Annotated in this window: 16 protein-coding genes; 7 read left to right on the top strand and 9 right to left on the bottom strand. The window is 54.4% G+C overall.

Annotation, left to right across the window (positions count from 1 at the left end; translation table 11 throughout):
* Positions 1–374 precede the first annotated feature (374 nt).
* Positions 375–956, top strand: coding sequence for a CBO0543 family protein (locus MYS68_RS34140; protein WP_248930003.1), 582 nt, complete (start codon positions 375–377; stop codon positions 954–956).
* 5 nt (positions 957–961) lie between these two features.
* Here the strand turns inward: MYS68_RS34140 and MYS68_RS34135 are convergent, their stop codons facing one another.
* Positions 962–1,852: a LysR family transcriptional regulator gene (locus MYS68_RS34135; RefSeq protein WP_248930002.1), complete on the bottom strand. Its 891-nt coding sequence runs from the start codon at positions 1,850–1,852 to the stop codon at positions 962–964.
* Between the two features lie 129 nt (positions 1,853–1,981).
* On the opposite strand from MYS68_RS34135, the gene MYS68_RS34130 reads away from it, so the two are divergent.
* Positions 1,982–3,052, top strand: coding sequence for a branched-chain amino acid aminotransferase (locus MYS68_RS34130; RefSeq protein ID WP_248930001.1), 1,071 nt, complete (start codon positions 1,982–1,984; stop codon positions 3,050–3,052).
* 110 nt (positions 3,053–3,162) lie between these two features.
* Here the strand turns inward: MYS68_RS34130 and MYS68_RS34125 are convergent, their stop codons facing one another.
* The 6 genes from MYS68_RS34125 to MYS68_RS34100 form a co-directional block, all read right to left on the bottom strand.
* On the bottom strand, positions 3,163–3,996 hold the full coding sequence (locus tag MYS68_RS34125; RefSeq protein ID WP_248930000.1) for a sugar phosphate isomerase/epimerase family protein: 834 nt from the start codon (positions 3,994–3,996) through the stop codon (positions 3,163–3,165).
* Between the two features lie 88 nt (positions 3,997–4,084).
* The gene (locus tag MYS68_RS34120; RefSeq protein WP_248931104.1) at positions 4,085–5,275 is read right to left on the bottom strand and encodes an MFS transporter; all 1,191 of its coding nucleotides are present in this window, start codon (positions 5,273–5,275) and stop codon (positions 4,085–4,087) included.
* On the bottom strand, positions 5,275–5,739 hold the full coding sequence (locus tag MYS68_RS34115; protein ID WP_248929999.1) for a MarR family winged helix-turn-helix transcriptional regulator: 465 nt from the start codon (positions 5,737–5,739) through the stop codon (positions 5,275–5,277). Before MYS68_RS34115 ends, MYS68_RS34120 begins: the two co-directional genes overlap by 1 nt.
* A gap of 90 nt (positions 5,740–5,829) precedes the next feature.
* Positions 5,830–7,275 carry a cardiolipin synthase gene (gene cls, locus MYS68_RS34110; RefSeq protein WP_420852182.1) on the bottom strand — a complete coding sequence of 482 codons (1,446 nt, stop codon included), beginning with the start codon at positions 7,273–7,275 and terminating at the stop codon, positions 5,830–5,832.
* Positions 7,276–7,440: 165 nt separating this feature from the next.
* Positions 7,441–7,917, bottom strand: a complete 477-nt coding sequence (locus MYS68_RS34105; RefSeq protein ID WP_248929998.1) for a NanQ anomerase/TabA/YiaL family protein — start codon at positions 7,915–7,917, stop codon at positions 7,441–7,443.
* Positions 7,918–7,979: 62 nt separating this feature from the next.
* On the bottom strand, positions 7,980–8,810 hold the full coding sequence (locus tag MYS68_RS34100; protein ID WP_248931102.1) for a glycoside hydrolase family 191 protein: 831 nt from the start codon (positions 8,808–8,810) through the stop codon (positions 7,980–7,982).
* A 48-nt stretch (positions 8,811–8,858) separates the two neighbouring features.
* Between MYS68_RS34100 and pelF the strand changes: the two genes are divergently transcribed.
* Entirely contained in the window at positions 8,859–10,289 is a 1,431-nt protein-coding gene (pelF, locus tag MYS68_RS34095; RefSeq protein WP_248929997.1) for a GT4 family glycosyltransferase PelF, read from the top strand.
* Complete coding sequence (gene pelG, locus MYS68_RS34090) at positions 10,270–11,004, top strand: exopolysaccharide Pel transporter PelG (RefSeq protein WP_248929996.1); 735 nt, start codon at positions 10,270–10,272, stop codon at positions 11,002–11,004. Before pelF ends, pelG begins: the two co-directional genes overlap by 20 nt.
* Positions 11,005–11,103: 99 nt before the next feature.
* Here pelG and MYS68_RS38730 read toward each other — a convergent pair whose 3' ends face one another.
* Positions 11,104–11,229: a hypothetical protein gene (locus MYS68_RS38730; RefSeq protein WP_275983612.1), complete on the bottom strand. Its 126-nt coding sequence runs from the start codon at positions 11,227–11,229 to the stop codon at positions 11,104–11,106.
* 118 nt (positions 11,230–11,347) lie between these two features.
* On the opposite strand from MYS68_RS38730, the gene MYS68_RS34085 reads away from it, so the two are divergent.
* Together MYS68_RS34085 and MYS68_RS34080 are read left to right on the top strand one after the other, a co-directional pair.
* Positions 11,348–11,833 carry a hypothetical protein gene (locus tag MYS68_RS34085; protein ID WP_248929995.1) on the top strand — a complete coding sequence of 162 codons (486 nt, stop codon included), beginning with the start codon at positions 11,348–11,350 and terminating at the stop codon, positions 11,831–11,833.
* The gene (locus tag MYS68_RS34080; protein ID WP_248929994.1) at positions 11,830–12,333 is read left to right on the top strand and encodes a hypothetical protein; all 504 of its coding nucleotides are present in this window, start codon (positions 11,830–11,832) and stop codon (positions 12,331–12,333) included. The genes MYS68_RS34085 and MYS68_RS34080 overlap by 4 nt, the downstream gene beginning before the upstream one ends.
* A gap of 98 nt (positions 12,334–12,431) precedes the next feature.
* On the opposite strand, the gene MYS68_RS38725 is transcribed toward MYS68_RS34080, so the two are convergent.
* Positions 12,432–12,554, bottom strand: coding sequence for a hypothetical protein (locus MYS68_RS38725; protein WP_275983611.1), 123 nt, complete (start codon positions 12,552–12,554; stop codon positions 12,432–12,434).
* 161 nt (positions 12,555–12,715) lie between these two features.
* Here MYS68_RS38725 and map point away from each other — a divergent pair, with 161 nt between their 5' ends.
* Entirely contained in the window at positions 12,716–13,459 is a 744-nt protein-coding gene (gene map / locus MYS68_RS34075; protein WP_248929993.1) for a type I methionyl aminopeptidase, read from the top strand.
* Positions 13,460–13,482 lie beyond the last annotated feature (23 nt).

Below are 13,482 nucleotides of genomic sequence, written 5' to 3'. Positions count from 1 at the left end.
CCCATCACCTTAACGTTACTCCATATCTCACACCCTTCCTATTGGTTATTGCAAATTATAAAAAACGAACAGAGTTTGATACAAAACGTATCGAACTGAATTCTATTTTCCAATTTATCGCCTGTATTTATCCAGAGTACTCGTTCCTATTTCGCAAAAGGAGCGGTCATTATTACCAACCGTGACATGTCATGTTTTCATCGGTGCGAAACAAAGCGAAACGTTCATTCGCCCATGCAAAAATTCCTTACGACAAAGAAAAACGGAGAAAGGAACTGCAACGTCCTTTACTCCGCCCGGTTACACTGAATTTTGAATAGCCCTCCAGTAAATGGATAATACTAGAGTCGACAAATGCTGGAGGTGTTTACAACGTGCAAAATCAAATAGACAATATGCTGAGTTCGGCACATCAAATGGAAAGGAATTGGTGGCTGACAAACGATTTGTTCACCTTTCCGTGGTGGGTCATCGTTTTTGTAAATGCGTTTTTTCTCGTTTTGTTTATTATGTTTATTGACCGGAGAAGAACCCGGCAAATCACACTTGCGCTATTGTTCGGCTACGCTATCGTCGGCGTATTTGACCAAACCGGCAAATATTTCATGCTGTGGAGTTATCCGCACCAGCTTGTCCCGTTTGTTGCCAACTTTAATGCGGTGAACTTCTTGGCCGTCCCATGCATTTTCGCCATAATGTACCAAAAATTTATGTCTTGGAAAACGTTTGTGATCGCCGATTTGCTCGCTGCATTAGTGAACGCGTATATTGCCGAACCCATCTTCGTCGCGCTTGGCATCTACAAATTAAATCAATGGAGTTATACCGGTTCTTTTATCGTCCTGTTTTTGATCGGTCTGGCGGTAAAAGCGATCACCGACGGTTTCGGGAAAGAATCGTACTCGAACGAGCCGAGGGAGAGCTGGCGTTTTCCGATCAGACAAAAAGCAAGATAAGCCGGTCATTTCAGAAAAAGTTCGATGAACTGGCGGGCACTTTTGGAGAGGTAACGATCCTTTAACCACAGCAGGCCGACTTCGGATTGAAAATCGGCGTCCGCGATAGGGAGCGTTTTCGCAGCAGGCATAGGAAAAGACGCCATGACGGATTTGGGAAACACCGTAGCCCCGATGCCCGCCGCTACGAGCGCAACGATGATCGCCACGCTGGAGCATTCGCAGATCACCTTCGGCTCGAAGCCGTGCCGCCGGCACTCCTCCATCACCCGGTTATGCATGCCGGTCGTTTCGTCGGTTTTTAAGGACAGGAAAGGAACATCGGCAAGCTCGATCATATTTATCGATTCCCGCGACGAGGCGAGCTCCCACCCGCCGGGGAGCACGGCGACAAACGGGTCGGAGGGCAGCGGAACAACCGAATATTGCCGCGACTCGGAAGCCGCCTCGAAGGGAAGCCTGGCTACAACCAGTTCGATGTTCCTTTTTTCAAGCTGATCGCCTAACAGAAAATGATCGCCTTCGCTGATTTTAAACGTCACCCCGGGATACTGCTTGCGAAACTCCTCGATTTTGGGCGGAAGCAGCGAAACGCAGGATACCACCGAGCCGATGGACAGCACCCCGCGCACTCCCTGATCGACCTCCTTTACCTCCAGCATCGCCTCATGAAACTGCCGGAGCAGCTCCTCCGCCTTTTCCCGCAGCAGCTCGCCCGCATGCGTAAGCCTCAGCCTGTGGCCGCTTCGGTCGAATAATACGACGTCCATCTCCTGCTCCATTTGCTTCAGCTGCCGGCTGAGCGGCGGCTGCTCGATGTTTAACGCTTTGGCTGCCCGAGTGATTTGCCCTTCATTCGCAACGGTCAAAAAATAACGCAGCTGCCGGAGATCCATCGCTGATTCCTCCCCATTAATATACCTAATAGGTATGATAATTGTGCAAAATAGATATTTTTAATATAGCTAAAGGGGTGATACAATTCAAATTGATAACGCTTTATTTCGGAAGGATGGATGATGGCGATGGCTTATGTGATCGAAACGGAGCTTACCTCGGCAAAAAAGCAAAAACCGGCCGCTGATCGGCTCGGGTTCGGCAATTATTTCACCGATCATATGTTTATGATGGATTACGAGGGGAAACTCGGCTGGCATCGTCCGCGGATCGTACCGTATCAGCCTATTTCCCTGGACCCGGCGGCCAAAGTATTTCACTATGGGCAGACGGTATTCGAAGGTTTGAAGGCTTACCGTACTGCCGACGGGCGAGTATTGCTTTTCCGGCCGCAAAAAAATTTCCGGCGGCTTAATCAGTCGAACGGTCGCCTGAGCATCCCGGCGATCGACGAAGAGTTTGCGCTTCAGGCATTAAAGCAATTGATTTCAATCGACCGGGACTGGATCCCTTCCGAGGAGGGCACCTCTCTTTATATTCGTCCCTTCGTCATCGCTACGCAGCCTTCTCTGGGCGCCTCCTCGTCCACTCACTACCAATTTATCATCATTTTGTCGCCGGTCGGCCCCTATTACGCGGAGGGCATTCATCCCGTTAAAATCCATGTCGAATCCGAATACGTTCGGGCTGTCAAAGGCGGGATCGGCATGGCGAAAACGGCGGGAAATTATGCGGCCGGGTTAAAGGCTCAGGACGATGCCGCACAGCACGGCTTTGCTCAGGTGCTGTGGCTGGACGGCGTGCACCGGAAATACGTGGAGGAAGTCGGAAGCATGAACGTCTTTTTCAAGGTTGACGGCAAAGTGCTGACACCGGCTTTGAACGGAAGCCTGCTGGACGGCGTTGTACGGGACTCCATTTTGCAACTGCTGCGTTCGTGGAACATTCCTGCCGAGGAGCGGCTTATTTCCATCGACGAGTTGTACGAAGCGCACCGCAGCGGCACGCTGGAGGAAGCGTTCGGAACGGGAACGGCCGCCGTCATCTCCCCGATCGGAGAACTGAACTGGCGCGGCGAGCGGCTTGTCATCAACGGCGGAACAACCGGAGAGTTGTCGGCCAAACTGTACGAGACATTAACCGGGATTCAGCGCGGCGAGCTGGAAGATCAGCTCGGTTGGATGGTCGAAGTCGAATAAGTGGGTTAAAAAAAACTCCGGTATTTGGGCTGCATATGCCCGGTACCGGAGGTTCTTATCTTATTATCGCCGGACTCCCCTTCTCCCCCGGATGCTCGCCCCCGCTCGGGTTATTCGCCCCGCTCCAGCTCGCGCATATACCGGACATAATGCGGAAAGGCGATTTCCGCGTCTTCGATGTACGGATGCCATTTTTTCTCCCATTCGAAGGTGAACCAGCCGTCATAACCGCTAGCCAGCAGCAGCCGGTAAATGTCGCGCAGCGGGATATCCCCTTCGCCCATCGGGCGGTAGCGGAACCCGCCGCCTTCTTCGGCCGGCTTCAAGGAGGAGTCTTTCCAGTGGGTGTATTGGACCCACCGGCTGATCGATTGCCATGTCGTGTCGGGGTTCTCGCCGAGCGTCCGGATCGGATGGTGGGTATCCCACAGCACGGCGAGCCCGCTGTCGCTAACGCTCTCCATCACGGCCTTCACGTGCTCCGACGCGGTCCAATCGTCGTGTGTCTCCAGCAGCAGCGTGACATCGGCTCCGCCGGATTCCCGGACTGCCGCAATCAGCTCCCGCGCGTTCCTAGTAACGATAGCGATAGCCTCATCCCGGCCGGCATCTCCAATTTTGCCGCCGAACACGCGAATATACCGGGTGCCGAAAATGCCGCACAGCCGGGCGTACTGCCTTACTTCCTCAAGGTGCTTCTCATGCTCGTCCGGGCCGGCGAACAGCTTGACCGAGCTGGAGAAGCAGGTAACCTCCAGCCCTGCTGCAGCGATGCGCTCCCGCGTCTTCTCCGCCTCTGCGGAAAACTCCTGCAGTCGGTACAGTTCCAGCTCGCCCTGCAGGCCGCGGAAATCAATCCCGTCATACCCGAATTCCTTCGCTTTCGCAATGATCGTGTCCAGATTCCAATCCGGACAGCCGAGGGTGGTGAACGCCAATTTCATAGGAAGCCTCTCTCCTTTCAACTATAGAGCCGACATACCCTTACTTAACCACACCCGGCCCGATCCATCAACCGCTCCCGGCAAAAAATTACTCCCCCGGCCGCGGCCGAGCGTTTAAGACTGCTTCGCGGCGGTGATGCAGCGTATAATACAGCGCGGTGGACAGCACGACGACGAGACCGGCGATGAAGTACATCTCGCGGTAGCTCGTATGGGAAGCGACGATGCCGAGCACCGAAGAGCCGATGCCGTAGCCGGCGTCGAACAGCAGGAAATACGTCGCGGTCGCAAGCCCGCGGCGATGAGGCGGCGCGGCCTGCACCGCGAGCGTCTGGTAGCTCGGAAGCAGCGCCCCGTAGCCGAGCCCCAGCACCGCCCCCGCGGCCAAAAAGACAAAGGCGCTGTGCGCGCCGCTTAAAGCCAGCATGCCGGCCGTGAACAGCACCAGCCCCGGGTAAACGAGCACGTGGGCCCCCGAGCGGTCGAACAGCTTGCCCGTGAACGGGCGGGATAACACGATCATTGCGGCGAACACCATAAAGAAATAGCTGGAAACGGGGCCTAGCCCGATATCGTTTGCGTACACCGACAGGAACGTCGTAATCGCGCCGTAGGAGAAAGCCAGCATGCTTCCGGTCAGCGAAATCGGGATCGCTCCCGGCTCGATCAGCTTTCTCCAGCCCTGTACCGTCTGTGTGCTTGGCTGGACGGCGCGCTCCGGTATACGCACGATCGCTCCGAACAGCACCGACAGCACCGTGAATGCGAAGCAAAGAACGAATAATACCGTATAGCTAAAGTGCGCAATCACGGTGAGTCCGATAAACGGCCCGATGACCATGGCCAGGCTCATGAATAAACTAAAATAACCGATGCCTTCCCCTTTGCGGCGGTCGGGCACGAGGTCGACGGCGATCGCTCCGGTTGCCGTCGTCGCGATGCCGAAGCCGATGCCGTGTATAAACCGCAGCGCTAGCAGCAGCCCGTACTGGTGAACGAACAAATACCCCGCCGCGCATACCGCAAACAGCACGAGCGCGAACATCACGAGTTTTTTCCGGTTTACCTCCTCCAGCCATTTGCCGGTCAGCGGCCGAAAAATAACGGTCGAAATGATAAATACGGTCATGACGGGCCCGATCTGGTTTTTCCCCTGATGCAGCGCATCCGTCACGAACACCGGCAGCGTCACCGCCAAAATATAAAAGGTCATAAATAAAAAAAAGCTGCTGAGACATACAGCAACAAAATGGCGGTTCCATAATTTTGAATCGTCTATCACGGTTTCCCCTCCACGTCCTGGATGTGTTTCTGTGCTTTGTTGGCAATGTGGGTAAGAAACGCCCGAAAACGGACAATGTCCTGCTCGGACAAATCCTCCAGCATCATATCGACAACCTTTTTTTCGATAGGAACCAATACGCTGTTGAGTGCTCTGCCTTTATCCGTAATGTACGCGAGGAGAGAGCGGCGATCGGCCGCATTCGCCCGGCGAAAAACCAGTTCCTTGCGCTCCAGCTGATCGAGGATCCGGGTCAGATTGGTCTGGTCTTTCTCGCTACGGCGGGCCAGCTCCTTCAGGCTGATGCCGTCCTGCTCGGCAAGCCGGGTGAGAACGGTCCATTGCTCGGTCGTAATATCGTAAGGCTGGAAATGCGCCGTCAGCAGCTGCGAGATTTTGCGCCCCGTATGGTTAAGCAAAAATCCGAACGAATCGTCAAGACTAGGCAGTTCCGGCTTCAAGGCGAACCCTCCACATTTGTTTGCTATAGCAATTATACGCACAACAAATAAAAGCCGTCAACCCCGGAACGTCCCCGCTTGCGGGAAATCCTACAATAGCGGGGACAGCAGCCGCGTCAGCGACTCCTTGACCTGAGCCGTTCTGGGGCGCCGCTCGTACATATCCAAGGTCAGCTCGGTGCAATAAGCCATATCCCGTTCGAAAATATCCGTCAGCTGCGTCGCAGTCGCCCCACCGTAAATAAACGCGTTGACTTCGAAGTTCAGCTTGAAGCTGCGAATATCGATGTTGGCGGTTCCGACCGATCCGACCTTGCCGTCGGCCACGATCGTTTTCGCGTGCAAAAACCCTTTTTCATAAAAGAAACATCTTGCCCCTGCCCGAAGCAAATCCCCCAGGTAGGAATAGGACGCCCAATAGACGACCAAACTGTCCGGCTTGCCGGGAAGCATGAGCCGAACGTCCACACCGGACAAAGCGGCAAGCTTTAGTGCGGTCAGCACGCTTTCGTCGGGGACGAAATAAGGCGTCTGGAGGTAAAGCTTTTCCTTGGCGGAATGGATCAGCTTAATATATGCGTTTTTGATTTGCTCCCGGTCATTATTGGGTCCGCTGGAAAGAACCTGGACTCCTTCGCTGCCTTCATGTCGCTCCTGCACGAAGTATCTTGCCGTTGTTTTCAATTTCCGCTCGGAAGCCAGATTCCAGTCGAGGATAAACTGCACCTGCATTTGAAACACCGCGCTCCCGTGAATTTGCAGGTGGGTGTCCCGCCATTCCCCAAAGCGGGGGTCAAGCCCCAAATACTCGTCCCCGATGTTGAATCCTCCGATAAAGCCGTATTTGCCGTCGATAATGGCCAGCTTTCGATGGTTTCTGTAATTCAGCCGAAAGTTCACATACGGAATTCTGGATGGGAAAAACGCCGCCACCATGCCGCCCGCTTCTTTGAATTCCTGGAAGTAACGGCGCGGTATCCCCGCGCTGCCGATATCGTCATACAAAAAGCGGACCTCGACCCCTTCCTTCGCTTTGCGGGTCAGCAAATCCATAACCCGGGTGCCGATCAAGTCGTCCCGCACAATATAATACATCAGATGAATATGATCCTGCGCTTCTTCGATTCTTTGCAGCAGCGCATCGAATTTGGGCCCGCCCTCCGTATAAATAACGACCCGGTTATCCTGCGTAAAAAACGAATGACCGCCGGTCAAGTTCATATAGATAAAATCCCGGTATTCGCTGACGGACGGATCGTTAAAGGCAATGCGCCGCTCCTTGAAGTCTTCCTTCTGGATTTCGATCAAGCTCGCCATATGCTCGAGTTGGGCCTGCGGCACCCGGTATATTTTCCGCTTGCTTAAATTTTGTCCGACCATTAAATAAAGAATGAATCCGAGTCCCGGCAAAAACAGCAAAATCATCAGCCAAGCCCACGTTGTTCCCACGTTGCGTCGTTCCAGAAAGATGACCGTCGCGGCCAAAAACAGGTTCGATACCGTAATCAAGGTAAAAAAAGTTCGTAAGATGTCCACGCCGCTCCCACCTCCTGATCAATTTCGGGACAAGCGCTCCATTCTATATAGAATTTGCCGCTTATGGATTAATATTCGCCTGCAACGTCATCGTTGTCGCAAAAAAATTCCCTGCCCCAAAAGGAACAAGGAACTTCCAATCATCATGATTAGCCGTCCGCCGGCTTACTCCTGCCACAATTGCTTGTGAATTTTGACGACCACCTTTTTGATCGGCATGCTTTCCTTTACCTGACAGCACGGACGATGCACATCCCACGGGAAAAACACCGCGAATTGACCGGGCTGCAAAACGAGCTCGGACTCTCCGGCAACGCTGTCGTACAAAGCATAGTCGTCCGTCTCCAGCCGGTTCTCCGCTACGACGAGCTCCGGGGACCAGCGGCATACGCCGATTTTCTCCTCGCCGCGGATGAGAAATTGAATGTCCGTATGTGTAATATGCGACTCCGGTTTCCTTTGCGCAAGCGGCTCCGTATCCAGCTCCTGCACCAGGGCAAACATCAGGTCGCCTTCAATCGGATACTTTCCTTTCTCCACAGACTCCCAATCGCGGCTCTGCAAAAACTCAAGCCCGCGCCGCACCGCTGCCGGGTATAAATGCTTTTCCTGCTCCCATGCCTTCAGGTCTCCAAAAATCATACGTGTCTCCTCCGTATACATAACTATGTTTTCCTATAAAAGCTTGTTATACTTAAAAAAAGTCAATGCACCCGCCGGTCATAGCCATCCGGTGCGTCCAGATGAATGAACTTCCGCTGTCCGGCCGCCTTGGCGTTAATCGCTTCCATGCCGGCCGAGACGGTGAACACCGTGAGGCCATTCGCCTGCTCCTCGGTCAGCCGCTTGAGCCGGGGCTTCACCCACGGATCGCGGACCAGAGCGCCCCGCCAATCCTCCCACAAAAAGCCGCAGATATATGGCGCCGCCGCATCCAGCGACGCGAAGCCGCGATTTTGGATCAGCGCCAGGTGCGGATATTCGCGGGAAATATCCCGCAGCAGCTCCGCGTAGGCCTTACACAGCTCGTGCTTCAGCTTGGGGTCGGCAACGTGATCGTCGATATCGCCGACCGTATCGAGGAATATGCCGTCAAAACCTTTGGTCGCGATGTGGGAGCGAATCTCCTCGAGAAGCAGCCGGCGATAGGAGCTGCACCGAAGATCCATCAAATAGGAATCCCATTTCGGAAAATAAACCGGAGCCCCGCTGACCGTCAAGTAATGATCCGGCTGCAGCCGCTCCTGCCGGTACCGGTTCCAGGCGGGCGCCTCCATCACGCTGAGGTAGCCGATGGCGATCGTTTCGGCTGCATGCAGAGCCTGCACCTGCTCGTTCGAATACATCGAGGGCTCGATGATGGCGAGATCTTTCTTTTTCAGCTCGTGCATCGCGTCTTCTGTGGGGTACCCGTAAAAAATCGTGTAGCTCTTCACCTGCGCGAACCGCTCCCGGCGGCGAATTTTTCGCCGAAAACCGAGCCATGCACAAGATACGACAAGCAAAATAACCGATATTTCTCCGACTATGTTCATCACCTTATAAAGTATACTTCAATTTCTTGCAAAGATATAGGAGCATCTATGAAAATCATCCTGATTGCAGAGGGAAGTTACCCGTACGTGTTCGGCGGCGTGGCCGGCTGGATGCAGACGCTCATATCGGCAATGGAGGAGCATGAATTCGAGGTCGTCGCCATCTCTGCTTCCCGCCGGGAGAAGAGGCCTGTCCGGTACGAGCTTCCGCCGAACTTGACCCGGATTCACGACGTGTATATGGACGACGTTTTGGAGCTCCCGCGCGAAAAAAAACCTCGGCTCGGCAAGCAGGAGGAGAAGCTGATTCTGGATTGGTTCGACATGCAGCCCGGTTCGGAACGGGCGCTGCCGCTGATCGCGGACCGTGCCAAGCTCGGCAGTCCGCACGCATTCCTGAAAAGCGACCCGCTTTGGGAGCTGCTTGTCCGCTCTTACCGCCGCGAAGCGCCGCACGATTCGTTCAGCGCCTATTTCCAGGCGTGGCGGTCCATGTACGTCCCCGCGCTGTTCCTGCTGCGGCAAACGTACCCGGCCGGCGATATGTACCACGCGGTGTCGACCGGTTATGCCGGACTGATCGCCGCAAGCCTTTGCCTGAAGCACGGCACTCCGTTTATTTTGACGGAGCACGGTCTGTACGCCGAGGAGCGGGAGCAGGAGATTTTACAGGCGGACGGGATGGAGAGCGCGATTAAAGCCAGATGGATTTCATACTTCTACTATTTGGCCCAATGCGCTTACAACACGGCCGACAAAACCGTCGCATTGCATGACGCTGCCCGCCGCAATCAGCTGCGGCTCGGCCTCCCCCCGGACAGATCGCTCGTCATCCCGAACGGCATCCGCTATGACACATACTCCGGGCCGCCGCGCGGAACGGATTTACCCGGCAAGGCGTTTGTGTTCGGCGCGCTGGCCCGGGTCGTTCCCGTGAAGGATATAAAAACGCTGCTGCATGCGGCAAAGATGGCCAGTCGGGAAATCCCGGACATGCAGCTGTGGATCATGGGCCCGGCCGACGAGGACCGGGCTTATTACGACGATTGCGTAAAGCTCGCCGCCGACCTGCAAATCGGCCGCTTGGTTCAATTCATGGGCCGGGTGCAGCCCGAGGATGTCCTTACCCGGGTGGACGCGCTTGTGCTGAGCAGCGTCAGCGAAGGCCAGCCGCTTGCGGTGCTGGAAGGGATGGCCGCCGGCATCCCGTGGATTTGCACCGACGTCGGCGCATGCCGCGAGCTGCTCGAAGGCGCTGATGCGGACACCGCAGGCGCGGCGGGGTTTATCGTGCCGCCGGCCGATCCGGCCGCGATCGCGGAGAAGATGATCCTGCTGTATCGCAGCCCCGATCTGCGCCTGCGTTTGGGACAAGCCGGCAGAACGCGGGTCCGGACGCATTATCGCCTGGACCGATCGATCGACGCCTACCGCAGGCTTTACCGGGAGGTGGCCGCTGATGGCAGGCATCGGCTTTAAGCTGCCCACCGCACCGCACGAAGAAAATGACTTCCGGCCGTCGGCCCAAACCGGGCCGCGAACATGGCTCCCGGCTGTTCTGCTGTGGCTCGTCTCCATGGGTGCGGCTGCACTTCTTCATCGCCTGATCGGCGGCATCGATCTTAAAGCGACAATTCTTTCGTATTTGACGGTCATCCCCGCGGCACTGTTCATCATCTTTCCTTTCAAATCGCGAGTATACGGCAAATACATCCGGATGTACGGCACGCTTGTAAGCGGAGGGACACTGGACATGATCGGGCAAGCCAAAGCGCAGCTCGCCCAAACCGTACTCCGTGAAACGCTCCGTCTTGTCATCGTGCAGGGCGCACTCACGGCCATTGCCCTGCTCGCAAGCGATACTTGGCCCGGTTGGATACGCCAACCGGGAGTCGTCTCCGCATCGTTGCGGCTGTACGCGCCCGAAGCCGCGATCAATGTGATGCTGCTGTTATGCATTCTTGTCATGCATTTGTTCCGGGATCGCCGGGGTGCTCTCGCCGCTGCGATCGTCTTTATCGTTCTGCATGCAGGAATATCCGCCATCCCGCTGGCGTTCGGCCGCCATGGCTTTGATATCGGCGGCTGGAGCGCGTCGCTGCTCGCGGTTATTTGGAGCGGAAGCAAGCTGTGGGCTTACCTGAAGCGCATCGAGAGGCATATTCTTTTCATGGCGGATGCCGGCCGCCGATGAAAGCCGACGGATTACTTACACGTCTTAAAGAAAAAACCGCCCGCCCGAGTCTTGGCCGACACGGGCGGAGCGGTTTTTTCATCCCTATGTATGAACGAATTAATGCAAGTTCTCTTCAATGGTCTCTTGGATCACCGACGCAAAATGCTCTTCATCTTCCAAATCCTCGTAAGATAAGGTGAGACGAATGCGCCTCTCGTCCAGATCGAACACCTCTTCGAGCAATCCGGCAAGCCCTTGGGCGCGGCGGTCGATCTCAAGTCAGGTAATGGAATAATGCGGAACCGGATGGTAAAAACTGAATGCAACGACATGACAAGCTTCGAATGGAATGATGCAAAATATGCTGATTGCCGTTTTTATCGTCATCATCACTCTCGCCGCACTTGTGCTCTACTCCTTGCGGTTTACCCGGAAAGTGCTTCACCCTGTTGAAATTATCGTCAACTGGCTGATGATTTCGGCGATTTCCGACCATTTGTTTATATTGAACACGCTTACCCATAAAATGATCTTCTATGAAAAAAAACTGATCATCTTTTTCATCCTTACCTTGAACGCCGTCTTATTAACCCCCGGCTTGACCGTATGGCTTTTGAACGCCTGGTTTCATCCTCAATTAAACGTCTATCAAAAAGGAATCTTCGTCTTATGGTGGTTCCTGCTGACAGCGGGGGCGGATTATGCTTTGCACACGCTCGGTTTGACCACGTTCATCCGGTGGAATCAGGCATTCCAGTTTTTGCACGAAATCATAATGCTGCTCCTGTCCCTGGCCTTCGCGCATTTATACCGTTATCTGCTTCGGAAAGAAGGAGAGAAGCCATGAATTTGCCGAATCAGTTCGATGCCAACGAATGGTTCATTTTGACCGCTTCCGTCCTTGAATACACCGTCATCCTTTTTTTGCCCAAACGTTTCCGTCTCTCGCAGTCTGTGTTCATCTGGGTGTTTAATCTTACTTTGGCTGACTACGTGGATTTTATGATTGCAACTCCGCCGCTCAACTTGTATGAAATTAATGACAGCCCGGAATACGAATTGTTTGATGTGCTGATATATCCGCTGCTTTATTCGCCGACAGCATACCTTGTCATTTATTTCTACGATCGCTGGAAGCCGAGAGGCATATTCCCCGCATTGTATGTAATGGGCTGGGCGCTGCTGACGATCGGCCTCGAGTGGATGGCGGAGAAGTTTTACATATACAAGTACAACGGTTGGAAACTCGGGTACTCCTTGCCGGCGTATGTAATTCTCTACGCGGCAAACCTCATGTCGTTTCGTTTTTTTCGCAGCTTGTATTCCTCCGCCCTCCGTAAAACGTAACGATGCCGCTCAAAGAACAAATTCCCCGGCTATCCATAAAAATGAGCCCTGCATAATTTCCTTAGCAAAAATAAACTGCTTGCGGTCGCAAGCAGCTTCTAGATAAACCCGGCCCATTCGACATGAACCTGCTCTTCCTCTTCCGACTCCAGCTCCTCCGCCTCGTCAAGCTCTTCGAGATCAACGTCGACAATGGCTTCATCCAGTTCGTCAGGTTTCATCTGCACGCTCCTTTATGCTAAAGTAGTTGGTGTGGAATCGACCGGAGGAGCGGTGGCAATTTCCGCGTCCGGTCTTATATAATTTGCTCCGATTGGCCATATATTAGTAATGGTTTTTTGACAAAATCAGATTGCCTTCGGGTGAGATGGGAGAAGGTTATATGATCACGATCAAGACGAAAGAAGAAATCGGCCTGATGCGCAAAGCCGGAGAGCTGCTGTCCTCCTGCCATAAAGAAATCGCCAAACGGATCCGGCCCGGCATCACGACGATGGAAATCGACCAATTCGTCGAAAATTACTTGAAGCAGCACGGAGCCTCTCCTGAGCAAAAAGGATATCGCGGTTACCCTTACGCCACCTGCGCTTCGGTCAACGATGTCATCTGCCACGGCTTTCCGAGCCAAAGACCGCTGCAGTCCGGGGATATCGTAACGATCGATATGGTCGTCAATGTGGACGGATGGCTCGCCGACTCCGCCTGGTCTTATGCCGTCGGGGACATTTCCCCGCAAGCGGACCATTTGCTGAAGGTTACGAAGGAGTCGCTTTTTAAAGGCATCGAGCAGGCGGTGGTCGGCAACCGCATCGGCGATATTTCCCATGCGATACAAGCTTATGCGGAAGCGGAAGGGTTGTCCGTCGTGCGCGACTTCGTCGGCCACGGTATCGGGCAAAATATGCACGAGGAACCTCAGGTGCCTCATTACGGGCCGGCAGGCCGGGGACCCCGCCTCCGCGAAGGCATGGTCATCACCATCGAGCCGATGCTGAACACCGGCAGCTATAAAACAAAGGTCGACGAGGACGGCTGGACGGCACGCACGGTGGACGGCGGATTATCCGCCCAATACGAGCACACCATCGCGATCACCGAAGACGGACCTTTCATCATTACGCTGTAAACCGAACAACCCCCCCCAATATC

The organism is Paenibacillus hamazuiensis (assembly GCF_023276405.1).
Lineage (GTDB): Bacteria > Bacillota > Bacilli > Paenibacillales > NBRC-103111 > Paenibacillus_AF > Paenibacillus_AF hamazuiensis.
Note: the sequence above shows the minus strand (reverse complement) of the source record. Positions and strands in the feature narration are given on the sequence as shown.

Coding starts and splice junctions, on each gene's coding strand:
- pelF (WP_248929997.1), top strand. CDS start 8,859: ATGAAAATCATCCTGATTGCAGAGGGAAGTTACCCGTACGTGTTCGGC.
- MYS68_RS34135 (WP_248930002.1), bottom strand. CDS start 1,852: ATGGATCTCCGGCAGCTGCGTTATTTTTTGACCGTTGCGAATGAAGGG.
- MYS68_RS34085 (WP_248929995.1), top strand. CDS start 11,348: ATGCTGATTGCCGTTTTTATCGTCATCATCACTCTCGCCGCACTTGTG.
- MYS68_RS34080 (WP_248929994.1), top strand. CDS start 11,830: ATGAATTTGCCGAATCAGTTCGATGCCAACGAATGGTTCATTTTGACC.
- pelG (WP_248929996.1), top strand. CDS start 10,270: ATGGCAGGCATCGGCTTTAAGCTGCCCACCGCACCGCACGAAGAAAAT.
- MYS68_RS34130 (WP_248930001.1), top strand. CDS start 1,982: ATGGCTTATGTGATCGAAACGGAGCTTACCTCGGCAAAAAAGCAAAAA.
- MYS68_RS38725 (WP_275983611.1), bottom strand. CDS start 12,554: ATGAAACCTGACGAACTGGATGAAGCCATTGTCGACGTTGATCTCGAA.
- MYS68_RS34125 (WP_248930000.1), bottom strand. CDS start 3,996: ATGAAATTGGCGTTCACCACCCTCGGCTGTCCGGATTGGAATCTGGAC.
- MYS68_RS34100 (WP_248931102.1), bottom strand. CDS start 8,810: ATGAACATAGTCGGAGAAATATCGGTTATTTTGCTTGTCGTATCTTGT.
- MYS68_RS34105 (WP_248929998.1), bottom strand. CDS start 7,917: ATGATTTTTGGAGACCTGAAGGCATGGGAGCAGGAAAAGCATTTATAC.
- map (WP_248929993.1), top strand. CDS start 12,716: ATGATCACGATCAAGACGAAAGAAGAAATCGGCCTGATGCGCAAAGCC.